This is a genomic window from Pradoshia sp. Z4_20, from assembly GCF_058216035.1.
This window is the reverse complement of sequence record NZ_JBZAJD010000006.1, coordinates 52364-73052: the sequence shown is the minus strand read 5'-3', so window position 1 is coordinate 73052 and position 20689 is coordinate 52364. Positions and strand designations below refer to the sequence as shown.

Genomic DNA, 20689 nt, shown 5'->3' with positions numbered 1-20689 from the left:
TTATCATATGCATGTATGCAGGCTTGTACGACAAAAAAGAATTTAAGGAAAACATAAAAAAAGAGGCATAAGCCTCAAATGGCTCATACCCAAAAGTACGTCAGAATTGATAGAAGAACGGATGTAATAACCAGTGTAAGCAAGGGAAGGCTTGCTCGTTTCTTAAGCTCTTTTAAATCAATTGTTAAACCTAGCCCAGCCATGGCCATAGAAAGCAGAAAGGTGGTCAGCGTGGCAATGTAATCATATAAGTATTCAGGAAACCAAGAGCCAGCAAGATAAGTTCGAAAAATACTTAAGGCCAGAAATCCTAGAAGAAACCATGGAAATGGAATGGAGGATTGGCTGCCAGCGCCTTGTTTACGTTTCATCCAGAACACTAATACAAAACAGAAAGGAATCAACAAGAAAACACGACATAATTTAGCTAATAAAGCCATTGTAACAGCAGCTTCCCCTGCAGGCTCAGATGCCAAAGCTACATGAGCCAATTCATGTAAGCTAAGTCCGGACCAAATTCCATATTCAGTAGGTGTTAGGGGGAGGATTGGAATAAGCATCGTATAGGCGACTGAAAAAATTGTACCAATTAATGCAATCATCCCAACACTCATCGCTGTATCCTCTTCCTTTGAATCCATTATAGGCGATACGGCTGCTATAGCCGCTGCGCCGCATATTCCTGTCCCTGCACCAAGCAGGAAAGAAATCATTGGATCAATTTTCAGCCATTTGCCAAGCAATACCATGAGGGCTACAGAGAATACGATACAAATCAGAGCTTTACCCAAAAGGCCAAGACCTTCACTAAAGATAATCTGCATATCTAATTTCAACCCATATAAAATAATGGCAGCACGTAAGAGAATTCTTGCTGAAAATTGAACGCCTGTTCGTAAATTTGTTGGATAGCTGCGAATGTTACGATACAGGATGGCGAGCAAAATACTGCATGCTAATGGTCCTATGTATTCGAAAAAGGGCAATTCAGCAAGGACAAATCCAAGCAGCGCCAATAAGGCAGTGAAGCCCAGACCTCCCCAAAATGATAAAGGAGATTGAGTTTGTTTTTTCATAGTAGACACTCCTAATTCTTTCATCACTAAATTTGAAAACAGTCATTATGTATGCGTAGAATATATGTATATACATAGCCAGGTTATTATGAGTTCTGGCAATAGCTTCCATGAAGCTACTTCCCTAGTTTAATATTCTTAGACTTAATAAAAAAGAGGTAACACTCAATTAATTAATTGTATGTTTATCCAATACAGGCTCATTTATACAAAAAGCTGAAACGGCTTGCCAGAAGCGAGGAGCATAAGACAGGGGCTCGGAAGGAGGTGTTCTTCCCTCCTGCTGAGACCATGCTTATGTCCTGAGATTCTAGCCGTTGAAGCTAGATTAATCAAAAAGCTGGGCGACTGCCCAGCTCCGACAAGCACAAGGAGAGGCTCGGAGGCAGGCGAATTAAGGAACAAAGACTAAGAACGCCACATCGTGTGGCAAGGTCTTTGTGATCGCTATCCTTATGACCTCGAGGAGCTAGGAGCCAAAGTAGATTAATCAAAAAGCTGGGCGACTGCTCAGCTCCGACGCATAAGGAGAGGCTCGGAGGGAGAGCGCTTTTCCTCTACTGCAGCAGCTACACTTATGACTCGAGCGGCTAGGCCCTGAAGCTGGATTATACAGGGGTGAATAGGTGAGGTGGAAATGTGGATTATATTGATCGTTTAAAACAGTTATTTGAGAATGAAAAGAATGAAGAACAGGCAGTAGCAATGGCGCAATATATGAAGAATCAATTTCCTTTTTACGGGATTAAAACCCCGGAAAGAAGAAAATGTATGTCTGTATTCTTTAAGGAAACAGGTATTCTTGCTATGCCGCTTTCACATGAATTTTGTTTAAAGCTTTGGAATATGCCGGAGAGAGAATGGCAAAATGCTGCGCTTGATTACCTTGCTAACTATATCGACAAACTGGAAGTAAAGGATTTACCGCTACTAAAAACATTAATTACGACAAAATCTTGGTGGGATACCGTAGATATGATTGCCTCTAAGCTGGTTGGCAATTTGGTATTAAGAAATCCTGATTTAATAGATACTATTATGAATGATTGGGTAATAGATAATAATATGTGGCTACGTAGAACAGCAATCCTCTTTCAACTTTCCTATAAAGGGCAAACAAATGAGAGAATCTTATATGACTACATATTGAAAAATGCGGATAGTAAAGAATTCTTTATTCAAAAAGCGATTGGGTGGGCACTGAGAGAATATTCAAAAACGGATCCGGAGTCTGTGAAGAACTTTATAAAAAAAATAGAGCTTGCACCTCTCAGCAGAAGAGAAGGTAGTAAGCATTTTCTAAAGGGGGAGACTGTATGAAGTGTATAGCAACCGATATGGATGGAACATTACTGAATGAGCATCAAATGGTAAGTGACGAGAACCGAAAGGCGATGGAGGCAGTAAGGGATAGCGGGGGACAAGTAATTGTTGCTACGGGCCGATCTTATAAAGAAGCAAGGTTTGCACTTGATGAGATTAACTTTCACTGTCCTATTATCAGTTTAAATGGAGCAGCTGTTTATAATCAGGAAGGCAGTTTGGTGGATTCCAATCCGATGAAGCAAGAAAGCTTAGTGGAGACAGTCAAGCTTTTGGAAGAAATGGATCTTTATTTTGAAATGTATACAAACAGGGGGACATTTTCCAAAAACCCCGAAAAGGCTATTGATTCACTTGTCGATATCTTCTTGAGTGCCAATCCTGATCAGGAAGAAGATAAAGTTCGTGAATTTGCTGAAGGCAGAATTAAATTTGGATTCTTATTTGCGACAGACGATTACTTCCAGCTAATTAATGAAGAGGATATCGAAATATACAAAATACTAGTCTTTTCCTCTGATATGAATAAACTAAAAAATACTGGCACTATTCTTGGAGAGATGGAAGGACTAACTGTCACTTCATCCGGTAAGGGGAATATTGAAATTAACCAGAGTGGTGTTTCTAAGGGAATAGCTTTGGAGAAATTGCTAGAAAAATTACGAATCCCACTTGAAGAAACAATTGCTGTGGGAGATAACTTTAATGATTTATCTATGTTCGAAAAAGCGGGGATGTCCGTTGCTATGGGTAATGCATCCGATGAGATTAAAGGGCTGTGCAAGGATGTTACCTTAACAAATGAAGAGGATGGTGTCGCCCATATCATTTATAAGTACATCGTTCAAAAATAAATTTAAAAATTAGGTATAGGTGGTCCAGAATATGGCTATCATAGTACTACAATGAAGTTTTCCAAAGTATCCCCCCCTTTTTTTGAACCGCCTTTAGTAATGAAGGCGGTTTTTTTTATGAAATAAAGATGCCCGCAAAAAAAGCCGTCATTAGTATGACAGCTTTTATAAATCTAATTCTTATATTTTTTCAGGCCATTTATATGAATAAAATCTTTCAAAGCAAAGGCGGCTTTCAAGCTCTTTATTCTTTTGGGCGAGTAATTCAGGCCAACCAGCCATCATCGCCTCAGTTTGAGAGCGGTGGGCAGAGATTGCCTTTAGTTTAGTCTCGATTACATCCTGAATATTATTTATGATATCAGGCTCTCCAAGGACATCCTGATGGTTGTTGGAAAAGGCTACACAATGAAGCTTTGGCCTTTTTTCAGGATTGATTTCAGAGACTGCCTGTACGACAGCTCTTCCGCAAGCTTCATGATCCGGATGGACACTGAATCCCGGATAGAAAGTGATAATGAGGGAAGGATCAAGCTCATCAATAAGCTTAGTCATTTGATTAGCTAGCCACTCTTCATTTTCGAATTCAACAGTTTTATCGCGCAGTCCCATCATACGTAAATCCTTAATACCCATTATTTGTGCTGCGTCTATTAATTCTTTCTTGCGAATCTTCGGGAGACTCTCCCGTGTTGCAAAAGGAGGATTTCCGAGATTACGTCCCATTTCACCAAGCGTTAAGCATGCATAGGTAACGGGGATACCAGCTCTTGTATAAGAGGCGATTGTTCCGGAAACTCCAAATGCCTCATCATCAGGATGAGGGAATATGACTAATACATGTTTCTCTTTATCCATTTATCCCAACTCCTTGTTATTTATCAAATGGGGCGGTACTGATTTCAAAAGCGACAGCCAGTCTTCCGCTCTGGTCAAGTCCAGCCATTAAAAGGCGGCCGAATTCATCGATTTCGTAATGGGTAATCCCTTCAGCGTATACCCAGCCTTCCTTCATTCTTAATCCTACCCGATAAGGGCCATCTCCGATAATTTTACCTTCTTCAAAACAAATAGAAACATTACGGATAAACGCACCTGCTGAGAAGAATGATTCATCATTATGAGTGGCATAAGCGCCGTTTGTTGTCTCTAAATGCAAATAAACCTGTAAACCGGCATATGATTGCAGCGCTTTTTGTGAATCAAGCAGGTCAATTGGCTTCATTAAGATTACCTCCTATATAAAAAGGAACACATTAGTTTCCTATTAAATTAGTGTTGTATTAATTATGATACTAAAGTATCTGAAAAATTGCTAAAAATGGAGATGGAAAAAAGCTGTCCTAAATTTCGGACAGCCTGTTATAAAGAAGAAATTATTTATATGTACGGTAAGCACCATGCATAACTGGTCCAACAAACTCATTTAGCTTCCAGCTATGTTCAATAGCGGCTGAGATAAATTCCTTTGCAGTAGCCAAGGCTTCTTCAACTGTTTTTCCTTTAGCCAGCTCAGCAGTAATGGCTGCAGCAGTTGTACAACCGGCACCATGGGTATAAGTAGTCGCAAACTTTTCGGATTCAAGGATGGTATAGTCTGTTCCATCATAAATTAGGTCAATTGCTTTATCTTGCCCATCAAGTTTAGTGCCACCCTTGATAAGGACATATTTTGCCCCTTGATCATGGATAATCTTTGCAGCTTGTTTCATTTCATCAATAGTAGTGATGGGGCCAATCCCGGATAATTGCCAAGCCTCAAAAAGATTTGGTGTTACAACCGTAGCAAGAGGGAGAAGCAATTCTCTCATTGCCACTGTATTCTCAGGCATTAACACTTCATCTGTCCCTTTGCAAACCATTACAGGGTCTATGACGACTTTATCAAGGCCATACTCTTTAATTTTTCGTGCAGCCAATTCAATAATATCAACGGTCCCAAGCATCCCTGTTTTCATGGCATCAATTCCTGTAGAAAGGATTGTATCCAGTTGTGCCTCCACAGTTGAAACATCAATAGAAAATACATTATGAGACCAGTTATTTTTAGGGTCCATTGCAACAATTGAAGTAACAGCAGTCATTCCATAAACGCCAAGCTCCTGGAATGTTTTTAAATCTGCTTGAAGTCCTGCTCCGCCGCTGCTGTCTGATCCCGCTATAGTCAATGCTTTTTTTAGACTCATTGGCCTATCCTCCCTCATTATAAAACTTAATTTAGTTATACTTTATAATACATACCAAAACAATATGTATGGAAAAAAACTGATGCTGTTAATTGTATACATAATCCGTGAACAATAAATTCTGAATTACCATTTTGCGGTATTTTATCATAGGTATAAACCGGAAGTATACAGTAAGAGTTTATAAAGGTAAGAGCTCATATAGTAATGATACTATAAGTGAAAAATAGTGGATAACAATAACGCTTATATGATTTAAGACATAGTAAGCAGATGCATGGCAGACGAGAATGAACAATGATTGATTCTAATAACATCAGATTGATATATGCAAAAAAGTTTTTTCTTATGCATTGTAACTTGATCAGAGTAGTAAAAAAGCCAGTAAAAAAAAGGGCGTTAAGGAAGGGAGAACCCATCCTTAAGCCCTTTTTATGCTGTATCGGTTACATTATTTTTGTATTATCAATATCACTTGCCTGGTTCGAAGTAACAATAACAATTTTGTGGTCATCAAGATCTTTTTCATATTGTTGTGCTTCTAACTCAGATAATCCAAGTGATTGAAGCTTGCTGCGCAATTCGTCACCGCGTTTTTTGAACAGATTTCCTACACTTTCAAAGAAACCTTGCTCACCAATACCAATGCTGCTTGTATCAGTAGCATCAGTTAAGTCCTTCGAAAACTCTTTATTATGGGAAAACAGATAAACATTCTCTTTTGTAAAACCCTCAGCTGCAAGTTGTTCAACTTTCTCTTTAGCTTGAACTGAATTTTCTACTACAAAAACTTGATACATCTTGCATCCTCCTCGAATTTTTGGATTTTAATTTAAAATGTAGTTACAGTGTTTATATAACCTATTAAAAAATCTATAAACATAAGTTGGGCAGGGTAAAGAGAGTGTAAGCGGAAAATATTGTTCGATAAATATAATAATTTCTGAAGTATATAGAGGAGTGGATTGGATGAGTCACCAAATTTTACAGAATGACTGGCTGGAGTATTTAGTGGATGAATTTAAACAACCATATTATGCAGCCCTGTGTGATTTTATAAAAAAGGAGTATGAAAACGAGATTGTCTATCCAAAGGCTGAAGATATCTACAACGCTTTGCACTATACTGATTTTAAATCCGTAAAAGTGGTATTGCTCGGGCAGGATCCCTACCATGGCCCCAATCAGGCTCATGGATTAAGTTTCTCTGTACAGCCTGAAGTTGCTCTCCCGCCCTCGCTACGGAATATTTTTAAGGAACTAAATGATGACTTAGGAATTCCAGTCCCTAACAATGGATACTTGAAAAGTTGGGCGGATCAGGGGGTACTTTTGTTAAATACCGTTTTGACTGTCAGACAGGGAGAAGCCCATTCACATAAGGGGAGAGGATGGGAGCGATTAACAGATAAAATAATAGAGACATTGAATGAAAAATCAGAACCGGTTGTTTTCCTATTATGGGGAAAACCAGCACAATCCAAAATGCACTTAATTGATCAGAAGAAGCATCACATCATTACCTCTGTTCACCCGAGCCCGCTATCTGCTCGGCGAGGTTTCTTTGGAAGTAAGCCATTTTCTAAAACGAATGAATTTCTCCGACAAAATGGGCTGAAGGAAATCGATTGGGCCATTCCTGATTTGTGAGGTTGTGAAAAATAGATTCCTTGGCGAAGTTAGGATAGAATTGAATAAGAAGAGATGAAGGTAAGAGGTGTGAATCTGTGGAAATAACATCAGAAAAGGTATTGGACAAAATGGATGAACTGATTCAGAAGGCTAAAATGGCGCCTGCTGAAAAAAGGAATGGATACCTAATTGCTGTTCAAAGCTTAATCGACTTGGTCATAAGTGATCATACCAAGGCGGAAGGACAAACTGTGAAGAAAACTGTTCCATATAATCCAATTCAGCAAACGAATCCGACTGTCTCTCTTCCTCAGGAGGAACCAGTTAAGATGGAGGACGCAAACGGGGATTCACTGCTTGATTTTTAAACGCAAAGGAGAGAACGGGGATGAAAACATTTATTATTATTGCAGCCATTAATGCGGCGATGTCCGTGGCATGCGGTGCATTCGGAGCTCATGGGCTGGAGGGGAAGATTTCTGATAAGTCTCTGGCGGTCTGGAAAACAGCCGTTCAGTATCAGATGTTCCATGCAGGTGGATTATTGGCAATAGGATTGTTGTGGGATCGATTATCCTCACATCAAGTGTTAAATTGGTCAGGTTGGCTCATGTTAGTTGGAATCATCCTCTTTTCTGGAAGCTTATATGTACTCAGTGTAGCGAGTATTGGTAAGCTTGGTATTATAACGCCGTTTGGCGGTGTAGCATTTATTGCTTCCTGGGTATTAATGATTGTGGCTGTTTATAAATATTCATAAGTTTGATATGTTCATAGAAGAACCGCTTATGTCTGACATAAGCGGTTCTTCTATGTACTATAGGGATTAGCTCGTCAAATATTTTTTATTCTCGGTATGCTAACCATTCTCGATTAACGAGATGGAGAACCAAAAGGATAGGAGTATTCGATTTCTTCATCAAAAGTTACATAATCGAGGTAAATCAGTGGCAATAAATAGCGCATGCCTGTTTGCGGATCACTTAAGATAAGATGATCTCGGCCGGCTGCTTCAATAATTCCTTTGAATAGTCTTGTATTACCATCCTTACTTCCCTCAAAGGTCATATATACCGAAGCGAGTTTACCGCGATTTAAACGCAGAATATTTTCGATATAGGATTGTTCTACGAATTGACCCGGAGCAGGCGACGGAGAAGTTTGGAACGGTGATCCGCCACCGCCTAGAGTATACGACTGCGCCGGAAAGGGCAGTTGTTGTTGCTGTTGTTGTGGCTGAAACTGTTGCTGCTGCCCCATGCCTGTTTGTCCTGCCATATAGGGATTATAAGGGACTTGATATCCGCCTCCATACGTTTGCCCCCCGCCGTATGATTGTGAACCCGGTTGTTTCATAAAATGACTCCTCCTCTATAAACAATAGTATTCTAAAAAACAGTTGGACAATCAGATTGTGTCGGTGCAAAGAAGCAGTGTGATTTGTAACGCCCAGAATTGTATTGTCCAAACCATTGTGCCGGGCAGTCCCCTTCCGGTCTGAAGAACCAAAGAGCGTTCGTGGCCGGATTAAAACGTTCCCCGTTGACGACTCTTCTTGCCAGCCTGATTTCACTCTCTCTGGCACGTTGATAAAAGTATCCTTTCTGTGTCGCTTCGAATCCACCGGGGTTTTGGAAAACCATTTGAGGAATCGATCGGATATTTACGAAATCCAAACATTCACCACGTACCCTGTTGACACCTACATTGCCAACCATTAACATGCCCAAATTTCCTTCACCCTCAGCTTCTGCTCTCATTAATCGGGCAAGAACTTTTATATCCTCCTCAGTAGCTTTTATAACTGCCATGCTTGAAGCACCTCTTTTCGATAGGTCATTTCATGATGTGTTGTAGATACGTAAAAGGTATGCTCACTATAGAAAATTATGCAGGGGGAGACCGGCTTATGATAAAAAAGGATATTACTTCATCCATTTCAAGAAGAGCAGAAGAGATTGCTTTGTTTTTGCAGGTCGCACTATTCACATAATTTTCCTGTGTGGTGGAATTTAAAAAGGTTAACAACACAGGGGAAGTCGATACTGAAGCAAATGAAGAGACAGGCGGTTATTGGGGAAATGCTTCAACCTTTATCTAAGGGGAACAGAGTATTTTGAAATAAAGGGGATCTTGGTGCTTGGACAACAAAAAAGTGCCCTATCCACCATGTATAATGGCTTTTAAAGGCACTTCCTTTTATCCTATTTAAACATGTAAAAATTCGCTGACACAGTCCGGTGTAAGGATATTTCCAACAAAGAAGGAACCGAATTCACCGTAACGGGCACTCACTTCATCGAAACGCATTTCATAAACCAATTTTTTAAATTGGAGAACATCATCTGCGAAAAGGGTAACACCCCACTCATAGTCATCGAATCCAACGGATCCAGAAATAATTTGTTTAACCTTGCCAGCATATTGTCGGCCAATCATTCCGTGAGAATACATAAGTTTTTTACGATCCTCCATCGGAAGCATATACCAGTTATCATTGCCTTGACGACGCTTGTCCATCGGATAGAAGCAAACATGCTTAGATGTCGGCAAGATCGGGTATAGTCTGGAACGAACATGAGGATTCTGATATGGATCTTCATCTGAATCAGAAGGCAGATAATTACTTAGCTCAACAACAGATACATAAGAATGTGCCGGAATTGTGAACTCTGCTAATTTAGTTTTATTAAACTCTAATTCAAGTGCATTTAATTCTTCCATTGTTGGGCGTAAAAGCATCATCATAAAGTCTGCTTTTTGTCCGACAATTGTATAAAGAGCATGACTGCCTTGGTTTTCATTCTGAGTTTTATTCCATTTTTCAACCAATCCCAGGAATTCATTGATGGCAGTGGCACGTTCGTCTTCAGGTAACATTTTCCAGGATAACCAGTCAATTGTACGGAAGTCATGTAAACAATACCAACCGTCTAATGTTTTAGCTGCTTCACTCATACTTATCATCTCCCACATAACATTTCGTTCATGCCATTTACTATATCACAATCAATGACATATTTTCTTGAATCAAGGCTTCGATAAACTTGTCGATATTTTGACATACCGCTATAATTTTAAAAAATAAGGCAAACCTATTAAATAATTCATCATAAAGGTGTATTCTAGGTAGAGTGACATTTTGAGGAGGACATAAAAAATGAGTAATTTATTTACAACTTTAAAAGAAAAAGTTTCTGGCAATCAATTGCGAATTGTATTCCCAGAAGGAATGGATGAAAGAATTCTTGAAGCAGCCGGAAGATTGGCAGCTGAGAAAACAATCATTCCAATCTTAGTTGGAAATATTGATGAAATCACAAAAAAAGCGAAGGATATGAATATTTCTGTAGATAATATGGAAATTTACGATCCTGCTACATATATTATGATGGACGAGCTTGTGACAGCTTTCGTTGAACGTCGTAAAGGTAAAGCGACTGAAGAACAAGCACGTAAAATCTTGCTTGACGAAAACTATTTCGGAACAATGCTTGTATATCTAAATAAAGCAGATGGTTTGGTAAGCGGTGCTGCGCATTCTACAGCAGATACAGTACGTCCGGCATTGCAAATCATTAAAACAAAAGCAGGCGTTAAAAAGACGTCTGGCGTATTCATCATGGTTAAAGGTGATGAAAAATACGTATTTGCAGACTGCGCAATCAATATTGCTCCAGACAGCCAGGATCTTGCTGAAATTGCAATTGAAAGTGCTAGAACAGCGCGTATGTTTGATCTAGATCCACGTGTTGCAATGCTTAGCTTCTCCACAGTTGGTTCTGCTGTATCTGAAGAAACAACAAAAGTGGCGGATGCTGTTAAGTTTGTAACGGAGATGGACCCACAATTAATCGTAGACGGAGAAATTCAATTCGACGCAGCGATTGTTCCATCTGTTGCTGCATCTAAAGCTCCTAACTCTCCACTTCAAGGTTCTGCAAATGTATTTGTATTCCCTAGCCTTGAAGCAGGTAATATTGGATATAAAATTGCACAACGCCTAGGCGGATTTGAAGCAGTTGGACCAATCCTGCAAGGTCTAAATGCTCCTGTGAACGACCTATCCAGAGGATGTAACGCAGAGGATGTATACAACCTTGCACTGATCACAGCTTCTCAAGCTTTGGTAAAATAAGTTTATAAGTGACCTATGGCGCCCTTTGGCGCCTATTTTTTTATAGATGGAGAGAGGTAAGATGAATTTATTACAGCAGGATCGCTGGAGAATCATTGACCATAGTCAATCAGGTATGCATACACGTGCCATTCAATCATTTGCGATTGACGATACATTATGCGCTTCGGTTGGAGCTGGGAACTCACCAGTTACCGCACGGGCTTGGGTTCATCAAAAAACAGTTGTGTTGGGTATCCAGGACGGAAGGCTCCCGATGCTGAAGCAAGCTGCTGATTTCCTGCATGAGAAGGGCTATGACTGTATTGTCCGAAATTCAGGCGGATTGGCAGTTGTATTGGATGAAGGAATTTTGAACCTGACGCTTGTTTTTCCGGAAAAAGACCGGAAAATTGAGATTAATCGCGGATATGACGCTATGTGGGAACTGATTAAGTGCATGTTTCGAGACTTTGATAATGAGATTAAAGCGGGTGAAATCGTGGGCTCTTATTGTCCGGGAAGCTATGATTTAAGCATTGATGGCAAAAAATTTGCCGGTATCTCTCAAAGGAGAATCCGTCATGGTGTAGCAGTACAAATCTACTTGGATATCAATGGGGATGCTGAACAAAGAGCTGCATTAGTGAGAGATTTTTATAAAATTGCTCTAAATGGGACTGAGACGAAATTTGTTTACCCTACTGTGAATCCAAAAGTTATGGCTTCCTTATCTGATTTGCTCGGTGTCGAGCTGACTGTAAATGATGTAATGCTTCGCTTAATGAAGGCATTACAGGATCATGCCGGGCAGATTGAGATGAATTCTTTGGCGGAAGCAGAAATGCCACTGTTTGAATCCTATTTAGAAAGAATGCAAGACCGCAATGCGAAATTGGGAATCGATTGATTTTTTCCATCGTTTTAGGAAGGACTGTTAAAAGTAGTCTCTTACATGCTCGAATGAAAGTGAGCATGGTTCGATATTACAGATGAAAGCCGGCTCCTCTGAAAAGAGCCGGCTTTTTATATTTATTCTGCGATTTTTTCTAGATTTCCATTACGATCCATTTTAAATTTAGTAGCTTGTCGGTCATCTTCATCCAATAAAGCTAATTTACGGGCACGATTCATAATATTCATGAGTGTTTCGTAGTCTTCCTGAATCGTAACGGTATTTTCTTCAACATTATCAAGCTTGTGCTGCAATTCTTTATTTGTATTTTTCAGTTCCCTGATTTCAAGGCGCAATCTTTCATTTTCAGATTGTAATGCTTGCAGTTTCAGGCTGTTTGTATCATAAGATTGTAAGAATACAATAACATCGTCCATCGTCAAAGCCGGAGTCTTGTATTCTTCCAGCACTGGAAATAGGCTTGTTTGCTCAAATGTTTCAGTATCTTTTTGTTCGGTGGAAATATCCATGTCCATCAATTCATCTTCCATTGCGGTAGTCACTGTTTCAAAGTCTCGTAAAGATGGAGTCGGTGGCTGGTACAGGATTTTCTTTTTGCCGCCCTGATCCTTTCCAAGCAATCTTTGGCGTTGCTTACGCTGTTTACGGGCAAGCTGCAATGCTTTCTCATAAGTATGTCTTACAACCGCATTCCATCTAAATCCGCAAGCAGCTGCGGTACGGTTCAATTTATCTCCAACTTCGTCAAATGCATTCAATTGGGTACTGCCTTCGCGGACGTGTCTTAAAACAGTTTCTGCTAGTAATAAATCATTTTCTTCAGTCCATGCATCTTGTCTGATTTTCATGATCTGCAACTCCCTTTTCTATAAGATTTAAAATAAATTTGCAAATTATGGTTCTAGCATGGACAAAAAGAACAAAGTTTATACAGGTTACTAGATTTTTTCATTAACCTAATAGATATTTAGCCGATTCTTGCAAATAAGGGATCCGGAGTGATACAATACGCTTTAGTCCCAAGAGGCTCACAACTAACAAAGAGTCAAATTTTTTGGCAAGAAAGGATAGGCGGTCATGTCGAACGAATTTAGAGTATGTGACGACTGTCAGGCTACAAACCTAAAGACATTGCTACCAAAATTAAACAAGCTCGATCCCGATGCAAAAATTGAGATTGGATGCCAGTCCTACTGTGGACCTGGACGCAAAAAATCATTTGCGTTCGTCAATAATCGTCCAGTAGCTGCACCAACAGAAGATGAATTAATTGAAAAAGTAAAAGCTAAGATAAAATAAATAAAAAGTCGCTCCTCTAAAAGATCAAATTTTAGAAGAGCGACTTTTTTTCATAAAATCCTATCTAATAATCCATACTAAGGTATCAATCTTTGAATGGGGAATTGAGGATTATATATGAAAAAAATAGGTGTACTGATTCTAACTGTAGTTTGTTGTATATGGCTTAATCCCGAAATTAGCATAGCGCTTTCGAATGATCCACCAGATATACTGATTACAGAGATTTCTCCGCAGGGGAAAACGTATGAATATATCGAAATCTATAATAATACAGACGTACCAATCGATTTACGTGATTACAATCTGCGATACCTCTCTATGAATAAATCGATGCAAGTATGGGATATAAAAGAATCAACTTTTATAGGGCCAAAATCTACGAAAATCATTTGGATTAAAAATGCTGCCAGCAAAGATGAGTTTGATTTTGAGGATTTCAAACGCCACTTTCATGCCTCGGTGGATCATAAGCAACTGATTCGCCTGGAAGGTAACTTACACAATAGCAGCAAAAATACGGTCGTTCTGGCAACTGATACAGGAGCGGTTATTTCATATGTAACCTACGATAAGGGACTCATCCATTATAAGCAGGATATGGGAGCAAAAAAATTAAAACAGGATAAACAAATCAAAGAAAGTACACCAGGTCAAGTGAGTAATGAACAGGTGCCGTTAAATGCCAATAAGCAGACGGATACCACTAAGCCGATTGTTAGACCTGTGACCATGCCAAAAGAAGTACCAGAACGCTCGGATGTCTCTATCGAGATTCAAATTGAGGATGAACATCTAATTAAGCGGGCAGAAATATTTTATAAAAGAGGTCAGGATTCTGCTTTTACACAAGCAAATATGCTTATGAAAACCACGACTTCTTATCAATCAATTATATCTCGATACGATGTTTATGGTTCTGTTCCAACCTTTGAGTATTATATAGAAATATCGGATGGACAGCATGTCATTAGATACCCCGAAAAAGGGACAAAGACGATAAAAATAGGAAATCCAGATATGTACAAACCCCTAAAGCCGGGGCTTTCTGTCCAAAAAAATACGATTTTAAAAGGTACAAAAAAGATACAAGTTCAAAAGGCAACAGCTGAGGAACAGATTAAGCTTACGGTTGATGGACAAAAACTGAAGACACAGAGGATCTTGAGCCGTCCTGCTGCAATTGTATTTGAAGGCCTTGGCATTGATGAAAGAAAGAAAAGTGCAGTTTACATGGGAGACCGTTTAATATCCAAATTAAAACCTACAGCAGGGTTATATCTTCCATATGAATTGTCAATTCCAATTGATGAACTCAAACCGGGTAAAAATACGATTTCCATCCACACAGGCACGAAGAAGGAAACATTTATGCCCGGAAGTGCAGTTGAAGAAAAAGATGTCGATCGCTTTTCTATCAAGAATATAAAGCTACTGATGGGTGATGGTACGATGATTCGCCCAATCAGTGTAAATTCAATCACGGCAGATGGTGATGAGAATCGAGAAGGCACTCGGGAAGCCCAGGAATGGAAGGTGGGAAATCAGGGAGTGTTAATCCTATCCTACGAATTTATCATCCCGGCAGCTATGTTCACAGCAGAGGAGGCAGAGATTGATACGATGGCTTATCAGGATGGAGTCCATAATATTCAATCTAAAGGCACATCCATTCACCAAGCAGATGTTGTTTTTGATAATACAGCACCAAAGCTCCATGTAAAAACACCGCTGAATGGCAGAACCTATAAGGGAACATTCACCATTGATGCAAACCCCGAGGATGAGGTGACTTCAATAGCCTCGATTAAAGGCTATCTGGATGGTCGGGAAATCACCCTGCCATATACGACCTCCTCCGGCAGACTGTCTAAAGGGAAACACAAGGTAACCTTCATGTCAGCAGATGCAGCTGGGAATCGCAAAAAGGAAACGATTCATTTTAAGATTGTGGATGAAGCACCTATTATTATGAATCAAGCCATACCGCTTGATAATGATAAAAAAGTATCTGTTCATCCGAAGCTAAGCGTGAAGGTGGAAGATCCAACTAATGATCAAATAGTGGCTAAGTTTTTCTCAGGCAATCGCTATGATTTTACCTCCAAAGGGAGGAAACAATTAAAAGCATTTTCCAACATTGCAGATGAGGAACCGCCGCCCAATCAAACTTATCCGCGTGAAACAGGTATCTTAGCCAAGCAAGTAAATCAGATAGCCAAAGCGGATAAGACTTATTGGGTGACTGCCTCAAATAAAGGATTTCCGTATCAGCGATTCGAAATTTCACTGGATGAAACACCCGCGGAAATGAAAGAGGTTGAAGTAAAGTGGATCGGGCATTCCTTACAGGGAAGAAAGGTCACTTTATATGCCTGGAATATACAAAAATCTAGATGGGATGCATTAGCGTATGGCTACGGAAATAAGGATTTTTCGTTGAAAGCAAAGGTTGAGACAGAGGCCTATTTGAAAAATCAAAAGCTGCAGGTCCTTGTGCAGGACCAGATTATTGGCGAAGTGAATCGTCCATTTAATTTGGTCTGGATGTCAGATACCCAATATTATTCCGAATCATTCCCACATATTTTCCCAGTAATGACAAACTGGATTAGAATCCAAAATCAGCTTGGAAATGCGGAATATGTTATTCATACAGGGGATATTATTAATGTCAGATGGGATTTGGAGCAATGGGATATCGCGGATAAGAGTATGGGCATTTTGGATGAACATCATGTTCCTTATGGGGTAGTGTCCGGAAATCATGATGTGGGAAACTTGGTACTGGATTATCGCAATTATGGTAAATACTTTGGAGAAAAAAGATTTAAGCATACATCCCATTACGGTGGCGGGATGGAAAATAACACAAATCACTATGATTTAGCATCCTTTGGCGGGCACGATTTCCTCTTCCTGTATCTGGGCTGGGGTAAAGAAACCACGACTGCAACCCTGGATTGGGTTAATAAGGTATTAAACCAATACTCAGAGAGAAATGTGGTGCTTGCGGTCCATAATTATCTCGACCATCAAGGAAAACGGACGTATAACGGAAATCAGGTCTTTAAAGAAATTGTCCGGAAATACGAGAATATTAAATTGGTTCTTGCAGGGCATATTTCAGGGGCAAGCCGTAATGTTGCGACCATTCCTCTAAAAGGAAAACCATCGAAATTCCGTAAAGTGTATGAAATGCTGGCCGATTATCAGAGTGGTCCGGAAGGCGGCGAGGGGTATATGCGGATGCTCCATTTCAATCCGGAGGCAAAGCAGTTATCAGTCAAAACGTACTCGCCTTACTTGGATGATTATAATTATTTTGAGCCGGAAGTCGATGAATTTACAATTGACCAACTGGAGCTGAACCCGATTCAGAAACAGGTGGCAACAGACTATATTGGCGTAAATGTGTACTCGAATACCTTATTGGGTGAAGATAAGGACGGAAGGAATCGGGAAAAAGTACAAATCCGCCTAAAGGATCTAAAAAACAAGCAGGATTATTTCTGGTATGTAGAAGTGAGCGACAGCTATGGAGGGCGATCGCGTTCTCCGGTCTGGAAATTTACGACTAAATAAAGATAAAGTGCCCTTTGAACAGAATCGATTTCTATTCAAAGGGTTTTTTGTTGTGTATTATTGTGGAAGAAGATGATTATGTTTTTTTAGATTAAACAAGCTATAATAAAACCATGACCGATTAGGAAGAGGGAATAGAATGATAGAATATTCTCTGGAAAAATTAAACGAAGAAAAAGTATTTAAGGATCCGGTGCATCGCTATGTGCATGTGAATGACCGGGTCATTTGGGATTTAATTGATACAAAGGAATTCCAGCGTTTAAGGCGAATTAAACAGCTTGGAACGACCTATTTAACATTTCATGGGGCTGAACACAGCCGTTTTAATCACTCTCTTGGAGTATATGAGATTGTGAGAAGAATTGTGGATGGGGTATTTGCTAATAGGCCGGAATGGAACCCGAAAGATCGTCTTCTTTCTTTATGTGCAGCTTTGCTCCATGACCTCGGGCATGGTCCTTTTTCACATGCCTTCGAAAAAGTCTTTGATTTGGACCATGAGGAATTCACAAGGAAGATTATTTTAGGGGATACTGAGGTTAATGCAATTTTAAAAAAGGTAGATGCCAGCTTTCCGAAAGAGGTAGCTGAAGTCATTGCCAAAACACATGCCAATAAATTGGTTGTCAGCTTAATCTCGAGTCAGCTTGATGCAGACCGGATGGACTACTTGTTACGGGATGCTTATTTTACTGGGGTGAGCTACGGCCAGTTTGATATGGAGCGGATTCTCCGAGTGATGAGACCGACGGAGGATCAGGTAGTTTTCAAGCAAAGCGGTATGCATGCTGTAGAAGATTACATTATGAGCCGCTATCAAATGTACTGGCAGGTTTATTTCCATCCAGTATCTCGAAGCGCAGAAGTGATTTTGACAAAAATCTTGCACCGCGCTAAAGATTTATATAAGAAGAATTATCAATTTAAACAGGAACCTCATCATTTTTCGTCTTTATTTACCCAGTCTGTTACCCTATATGATTATTTGAAATTAGACGATAGTATAATGCTGTACTATTTTCAGTTATGGGGAGAAGAAGAGGATAGCATACTGAGTGATTTATGCACGAGGTTCATGAACCGGAATTTGTTCCAGTATGTAGAATTCCTTCCGTCATCCAGTGCGGAAATGAAAAAAGTGATGGAGCTCACTCAATTGTTCGCATCAGCCGGTCTCGATCCAGAGTATTATTTGGTGCTAGATTCTTCATCGGATTTACCGTATGATTTTTATCGGCCTGGAGAAGAAGGAGAAAGGGTACCGATTTATCTGTTATCCAAAACGAGAGAACTTAAAGAGCTTTCCAGACAATCGGATATCGTAGACGCGATTTCCGGTAAACGACGCACGGATCATAAACTGTACTTTCCTGCTGATATTTTAGAAGATGAAGCGAATCATAAAGAAATAAAGGAAAAAATAAAAGAATTGCTTGATTGGGATTAATTGATATTGAAGGAGTGAAGAATGGTGTTGAAGGAGCATGCCAGAATTCTTTCAGCCATAGATGCGGCCGGGCATATTGGGGGAAGAAAAAAGCTTCAAAAGATGGTGTTTATCTCAAAAAAACTCGAATATCCTTTTCAGGAGAGATTTGAATTTCATTTTTATGGACCCTATTCAGAGGAATTAACGTTAAAGATAGAAGAGCTTTGCAATTTAGGGCTTTTATCTGAAATAAAAGATAAGGAAAATGGCTATGTTCATTATGACTACTCTTTAACAGAGGCAGGCAAAGAATTTCTTTCTTTATACAGCAAAGACAATGAAAACGACGAGCTGTCTGCATGTGTGAAGGGATTGAACAATCATAATGCACGTTTTCTTGAATTGGTTTCTACGGTTTTTTATTTCGACCATTTATCCAAGGATGAGATTATTAAGAAAATCCAGGAACTAAAGGCGGAGCAACAGTATTTGCCTGAGGAAATAGAGGAAGCCTTCAATTATGCAGCACAGCTTATTAAGGAAAATAAACCAATGTACGCGAATTAGTTCTTTTTAATACTGGAGAAATAAAAAGAATGGAGCGTATTTGCTCCATTCGGCTCCCACTTAAAAACGAAAGTCGGGTCCAATAATATGTAATTGGATTAATAATGTTCGGTGTGGATGAAAGACACGCAATCCGAACAAAGTTTATTGATCGCCGGCGCGTACACCGCCAACCGCATAATGAGATTTAGTCATTTCTTCAATGAACACCGTAATTCTTTCTTTTGGTGCTCCTGTTGTTTCAGAAACTGCTTCAGTGACTTTTTCACATAAGGCCTTTTTTTGTTCTTCAGTGCGGCCCTCCAACATTTTAACGGTTACATACGGCATATAATGTCCTCCTCATTTGTAAAACAAGTGATTATGTTGATAGTTTTTCATAATCGCCGGCGGAAAGCAAGTGGTGAAAAGCAGAATGGAAGGTTGAACCTAACTGAAAGGTTTTATATTAAGGAAAAGGGGGATGTTTTGATGTTTGATTTTCAAAGCATATTGGTCAATTTACCATATACACTTGTAACTCTCGCCATTGCGTTTACTGTTCATGAATATGCACATGCCTATGCGGCCTATAAATTTGGAGATATGACTGCAAAAAATCAGGGACGGCTGACGTTAAATCCGATTCGGCACATTGATCCATTAGGTGCGATATTTATTATATTGGTCGGGTTTGGCTGGGCGAAACCTGTACCGGTCAATCGCTTCTTCTTTAAAAATCCACGGATGAACAGTATTGTTGTTTCAGTGGTAGGCCCTTTGAGTAATCTTGTGCTGGCTTTTATTGGTGTCCTATTGATATATATTATAAGCATCGCAGGATTTAATTTACCTGAGTTTATCTACACGTTTTTTAATATTTTTATCCGCTTGAATGTTGTACTGTTTGTATTTAATTTATTGCCATTTCCTCCACTTGATGGGTATCGTATTATTGAGGACCTCGTTCCGGCTGATATACGTCCAAAAATGACACAGTATGAACAATATGGAGCGTTGATTTTCCTTATCCTGGTGATTACACCGCTTGGTAATTACACAATCGATCCAATCATTTATAAGTTAGTACCAGCGATTGAGCGATTCTTAGTTTCAATATTTATTTAAAGGGAGGCTTGTACATATCCATGAGTCAAGAGAAGAAAAAACCAACTTTTAATATCATCAAAAACGACCCTACTGATGGCCATAAAGGCTTTGGAATGGGGGCGTTGAGCCTGGAAAATGTTTCACCTGTCATTATTGATGTGGAAGCAGGTGAAGCGTTTGTCGATATTGGTGCTATGCATGCAAGAAGTGCTATCGAAAGACGAATCAAATTTTTACCAAATAAAGATGAAGTACCAAACGGAAAGCCATACTGGCTTGTTTGGGTTACAATCGAACAGACGAAACAGGGAGCCTATTATGCTGGTGTGACGGCATGCGAAATGACGGTTGATGAAGAGATTCGCCGCGGCTATAAATCATTGCCAGAGCATGTGAATCGCATGGATAAATCATTGAAAAGACATATTATCGTTGAGCATATGGATGAACCTTCAAAAATCATCTTAGCTAACTTCCTGAAAAAACATAATGAAGAGCTTTGGAAAAACTCCCCTGATGAATTGAAGGAAAAGCTAAACGCTAACTAATATTGACAAAAACGTGAAAATTATGGATTTTTTTGTAAAGTAATTCAGCATATTACTTGTCGGTT

23 protein-coding genes are annotated in these 20689 nt (G+C 39.5%); 13 read left to right on the top strand and 10 right to left on the bottom strand.

Annotated elements, in window-relative coordinates:
• Positions 1–83 precede the first annotated feature (83 nt).
• Complete coding sequence (locus tag AC4BHP_RS13940; protein ID WP_490552875.1) at positions 84–1076, bottom strand: YeiH family protein; 993 nt, start codon at positions 1074–1076, stop codon at positions 84–86.
• A 639-nt stretch (positions 1077–1715) separates the two neighbouring features.
• Between AC4BHP_RS13940 and AC4BHP_RS13935 the strand changes: the two genes are divergently transcribed.
• Both AC4BHP_RS13935 and AC4BHP_RS13930 read left to right on the top strand, forming a co-directional pair.
• A complete protein-coding gene (locus AC4BHP_RS13935; RefSeq protein ID WP_490552872.1) occupies positions 1716–2396 on the top strand; it encodes a DNA alkylation repair protein in 681 nt (226 codons plus the stop codon).
• Entirely contained in the window at positions 2393–3253 is an 861-nt protein-coding gene (locus AC4BHP_RS13930) for a Cof-type HAD-IIB family hydrolase (protein ID WP_490552870.1), read from the top strand. Before AC4BHP_RS13935 ends, AC4BHP_RS13930 begins: the two co-directional genes overlap by 4 nt.
• Before the next feature lie 180 nt (positions 3254–3433).
• Here AC4BHP_RS13930 and bshB2 read toward each other — a convergent pair whose 3' ends face one another.
• From bshB2 to AC4BHP_RS13910, 4 genes are all read right to left on the bottom strand, one after another.
• Entirely contained in the window at positions 3434–4111 is a 678-nt protein-coding gene (bshB2, locus tag AC4BHP_RS13925; RefSeq protein WP_066109449.1) for a bacillithiol biosynthesis deacetylase BshB2, read from the bottom strand.
• Between the two features lie 16 nt (positions 4112–4127).
• Positions 4128–4478 (bottom strand): YojF family protein, encoded by a 351-nt coding sequence (locus tag AC4BHP_RS13920; protein ID WP_066109446.1) that lies wholly within the window; start codon positions 4476–4478, stop codon positions 4128–4130.
• A 151-nt stretch (positions 4479–4629) separates the two neighbouring features.
• Positions 4630–5439 (bottom strand): pyridoxine/pyridoxal/pyridoxamine kinase, encoded by an 810-nt coding sequence (gene pdxK, locus AC4BHP_RS13915; RefSeq protein WP_066109443.1) that lies wholly within the window; start codon positions 5437–5439, stop codon positions 4630–4632.
• A gap of 446 nt (positions 5440–5885) precedes the next feature.
• A complete protein-coding gene (locus tag AC4BHP_RS13910; RefSeq protein ID WP_490552866.1) occupies positions 5886–6239 on the bottom strand; it encodes a YflT domain-containing protein in 354 nt (117 codons plus the stop codon).
• 169 nt (positions 6240–6408) lie between these two features.
• Here AC4BHP_RS13910 and AC4BHP_RS13905 point away from each other — a divergent pair, with 169 nt between their 5' ends.
• The 3 genes from AC4BHP_RS13905 to AC4BHP_RS13895 all read left to right on the top strand — a co-directional run bounded on the left by AC4BHP_RS13905 (position 6409) and on the right by AC4BHP_RS13895 (position 7831).
• Positions 6409–7089, top strand: coding sequence for a uracil-DNA glycosylase (locus AC4BHP_RS13905; RefSeq protein ID WP_490552864.1), 681 nt, complete (start codon positions 6409–6411; stop codon positions 7087–7089).
• Between the two features lie 77 nt (positions 7090–7166).
• On the top strand, positions 7167–7439 hold the full coding sequence (locus tag AC4BHP_RS13900; RefSeq protein WP_140461906.1) for a DUF5327 family protein: 273 nt from the start codon (positions 7167–7169) through the stop codon (positions 7437–7439).
• Positions 7440–7459: 20 nt separating this feature from the next.
• The gene (locus tag AC4BHP_RS13895) at positions 7460–7831 is read left to right on the top strand and encodes a DUF423 domain-containing protein (protein WP_490552862.1); all 372 of its coding nucleotides are present in this window, start codon (positions 7460–7462) and stop codon (positions 7829–7831) included.
• 113 nt (positions 7832–7944) lie between these two features.
• Here AC4BHP_RS13895 and gerQ read toward each other — a convergent pair whose 3' ends face one another.
• From gerQ to hemQ, 3 genes are all read right to left on the bottom strand, one after another.
• On the bottom strand, positions 7945–8427 hold the full coding sequence (gene gerQ / locus AC4BHP_RS13890; protein WP_077248193.1) for a spore coat protein GerQ: 483 nt from the start codon (positions 8425–8427) through the stop codon (positions 7945–7947).
• A 32-nt stretch (positions 8428–8459) separates the two neighbouring features.
• On the bottom strand, positions 8460–8882 hold the full coding sequence (locus AC4BHP_RS13885) for a cell wall hydrolase (protein ID WP_066109429.1): 423 nt from the start codon (positions 8880–8882) through the stop codon (positions 8460–8462).
• A 397-nt stretch (positions 8883–9279) separates the two neighbouring features.
• Positions 9280–10029, bottom strand: coding sequence for a hydrogen peroxide-dependent heme synthase (hemQ, locus tag AC4BHP_RS13880; RefSeq protein ID WP_139892067.1), 750 nt, complete (start codon positions 10027–10029; stop codon positions 9280–9282).
• A gap of 202 nt (positions 10030–10231) precedes the next feature.
• Between hemQ and pta the strand changes: the two genes are divergently transcribed.
• Both pta and lipL read left to right on the top strand, forming a co-directional pair.
• Entirely contained in the window at positions 10232–11209 is a 978-nt protein-coding gene (gene pta, locus AC4BHP_RS13875) for a phosphate acetyltransferase (RefSeq protein ID WP_490552859.1), read from the top strand.
• A 61-nt stretch (positions 11210–11270) separates the two neighbouring features.
• Positions 11271–12098, top strand: a complete 828-nt coding sequence (lipL, locus tag AC4BHP_RS13870; RefSeq protein ID WP_490552857.1) for an octanoyl-[GcvH]:protein N-octanoyltransferase — start codon at positions 11271–11273, stop codon at positions 12096–12098.
• 122 nt (positions 12099–12220) lie between these two features.
• Here lipL and AC4BHP_RS13865 read toward each other — a convergent pair whose 3' ends face one another.
• Positions 12221–12952, bottom strand: coding sequence for an RsfA family transcriptional regulator (locus AC4BHP_RS13865; protein WP_066109416.1), 732 nt, complete (start codon positions 12950–12952; stop codon positions 12221–12223).
• 229 nt (positions 12953–13181) lie between these two features.
• Here AC4BHP_RS13865 and AC4BHP_RS13860 point away from each other — a divergent pair, with 229 nt between their 5' ends.
• The 4 genes from AC4BHP_RS13860 to AC4BHP_RS13845 all read left to right on the top strand — a co-directional run bounded on the left by AC4BHP_RS13860 (position 13182) and on the right by AC4BHP_RS13845 (position 18987).
• A complete protein-coding gene (locus AC4BHP_RS13860) occupies positions 13182–13403 on the top strand; it encodes a YuzB family protein (protein ID WP_066109413.1) in 222 nt (73 codons plus the stop codon).
• A 117-nt stretch (positions 13404–13520) separates the two neighbouring features.
• The gene (locus tag AC4BHP_RS13855; protein WP_490552854.1) at positions 13521–16988 is read left to right on the top strand and encodes a lamin tail domain-containing metallophosphoesterase family protein; all 3468 of its coding nucleotides are present in this window, start codon (positions 13521–13523) and stop codon (positions 16986–16988) included.
• Between the two features lie 139 nt (positions 16989–17127).
• Positions 17128–18438, top strand: a complete 1311-nt coding sequence (locus AC4BHP_RS13850; RefSeq protein WP_490552852.1) for an HD domain-containing protein — start codon at positions 17128–17130, stop codon at positions 18436–18438.
• A 24-nt stretch (positions 18439–18462) separates the two neighbouring features.
• Positions 18463–18987, top strand: coding sequence for a YwgA family protein (locus tag AC4BHP_RS13845; RefSeq protein ID WP_066109764.1), 525 nt, complete (start codon positions 18463–18465; stop codon positions 18985–18987).
• A 144-nt stretch (positions 18988–19131) separates the two neighbouring features.
• On the opposite strand, the gene thmT is transcribed toward AC4BHP_RS13845, so the two are convergent.
• A complete protein-coding gene (gene thmT, locus AC4BHP_RS13840) occupies positions 19132–19317 on the bottom strand; it encodes a 2-hydroxymuconate tautomerase (RefSeq protein ID WP_490552851.1) in 186 nt (61 codons plus the stop codon).
• Positions 19318–19458: 141 nt separating this feature from the next.
• Here thmT and AC4BHP_RS13835 point away from each other — a divergent pair, with 141 nt between their 5' ends.
• Together AC4BHP_RS13835 and AC4BHP_RS13830 are read left to right on the top strand one after the other, a co-directional pair.
• Positions 19459–20094, top strand: coding sequence for a site-2 protease family protein (locus AC4BHP_RS13835; RefSeq protein ID WP_066109403.1), 636 nt, complete (start codon positions 19459–19461; stop codon positions 20092–20094).
• A 20-nt stretch (positions 20095–20114) separates the two neighbouring features.
• Positions 20115–20624: a YwhD family protein gene (locus AC4BHP_RS13830; RefSeq protein WP_066109401.1), complete on the top strand. Its 510-nt coding sequence runs from the start codon at positions 20115–20117 to the stop codon at positions 20622–20624.
• The last annotated feature ends 65 nt before the right edge of the window (positions 20625–20689 follow it).

Coding starts and splice junctions, on each gene's coding strand:
- AC4BHP_RS13940 (WP_490552875.1), bottom strand. CDS start 1,076: ATGAAAAAACAAACTCAATCTCCTTTATCATTTTGGGGAGGTCTGGGC.
- AC4BHP_RS13930 (WP_490552870.1), top strand. CDS start 2,393: ATGAAGTGTATAGCAACCGATATGGATGGAACATTACTGAATGAGCAT.
- bshB2 (WP_066109449.1), bottom strand. CDS start 4,111: ATGGATAAAGAGAAACATGTATTAGTCATATTCCCTCATCCTGATGAT.
- AC4BHP_RS13920 (WP_066109446.1), bottom strand. CDS start 4,478: ATGAAGCCAATTGACCTGCTTGATTCACAAAAAGCGCTGCAATCATAT.
- pdxK (WP_066109443.1), bottom strand. CDS start 5,439: ATGAGTCTAAAAAAAGCATTGACTATAGCGGGATCAGACAGCAGCGGC.
- AC4BHP_RS13910 (WP_490552866.1), bottom strand. CDS start 6,239: ATGTATCAAGTTTTTGTAGTAGAAAATTCAGTTCAAGCTAAAGAGAAA.
- AC4BHP_RS13905 (WP_490552864.1), top strand. CDS start 6,409: ATGAGTCACCAAATTTTACAGAATGACTGGCTGGAGTATTTAGTGGAT.
- AC4BHP_RS13895 (WP_490552862.1), top strand. CDS start 7,460: ATGAAAACATTTATTATTATTGCAGCCATTAATGCGGCGATGTCCGTG.
- gerQ (WP_077248193.1), bottom strand. CDS start 8,427: ATGAAACAACCGGGTTCACAATCATACGGCGGGGGGCAAACGTATGGA.
- AC4BHP_RS13885 (WP_066109429.1), bottom strand. CDS start 8,882: ATGGCAGTTATAAAAGCTACTGAGGAGGATATAAAAGTTCTTGCCCGA.
- hemQ (WP_139892067.1), bottom strand. CDS start 10,029: ATGAGTGAAGCAGCTAAAACATTAGACGGTTGGTATTGTTTACATGAC.
- pta (WP_490552859.1), top strand. CDS start 10,232: ATGAGTAATTTATTTACAACTTTAAAAGAAAAAGTTTCTGGCAATCAA.
- lipL (WP_490552857.1), top strand. CDS start 11,271: ATGAATTTATTACAGCAGGATCGCTGGAGAATCATTGACCATAGTCAA.
- AC4BHP_RS13865 (WP_066109416.1), bottom strand. CDS start 12,952: ATGAAAATCAGACAAGATGCATGGACTGAAGAAAATGATTTATTACTA.
- AC4BHP_RS13860 (WP_066109413.1), top strand. CDS start 13,182: ATGTCGAACGAATTTAGAGTATGTGACGACTGTCAGGCTACAAACCTA.
- AC4BHP_RS13855 (WP_490552854.1), top strand. CDS start 13,521: ATGAAAAAAATAGGTGTACTGATTCTAACTGTAGTTTGTTGTATATGG.
- AC4BHP_RS13850 (WP_490552852.1), top strand. CDS start 17,128: ATGATAGAATATTCTCTGGAAAAATTAAACGAAGAAAAAGTATTTAAG.
- thmT (WP_490552851.1), bottom strand. CDS start 19,317: ATGCCGTATGTAACCGTTAAAATGTTGGAGGGCCGCACTGAAGAACAA.
- AC4BHP_RS13835 (WP_066109403.1), top strand. CDS start 19,459: ATGTTTGATTTTCAAAGCATATTGGTCAATTTACCATATACACTTGTA.
- AC4BHP_RS13830 (WP_066109401.1), top strand. CDS start 20,115: ATGAGTCAAGAGAAGAAAAAACCAACTTTTAATATCATCAAAAACGAC.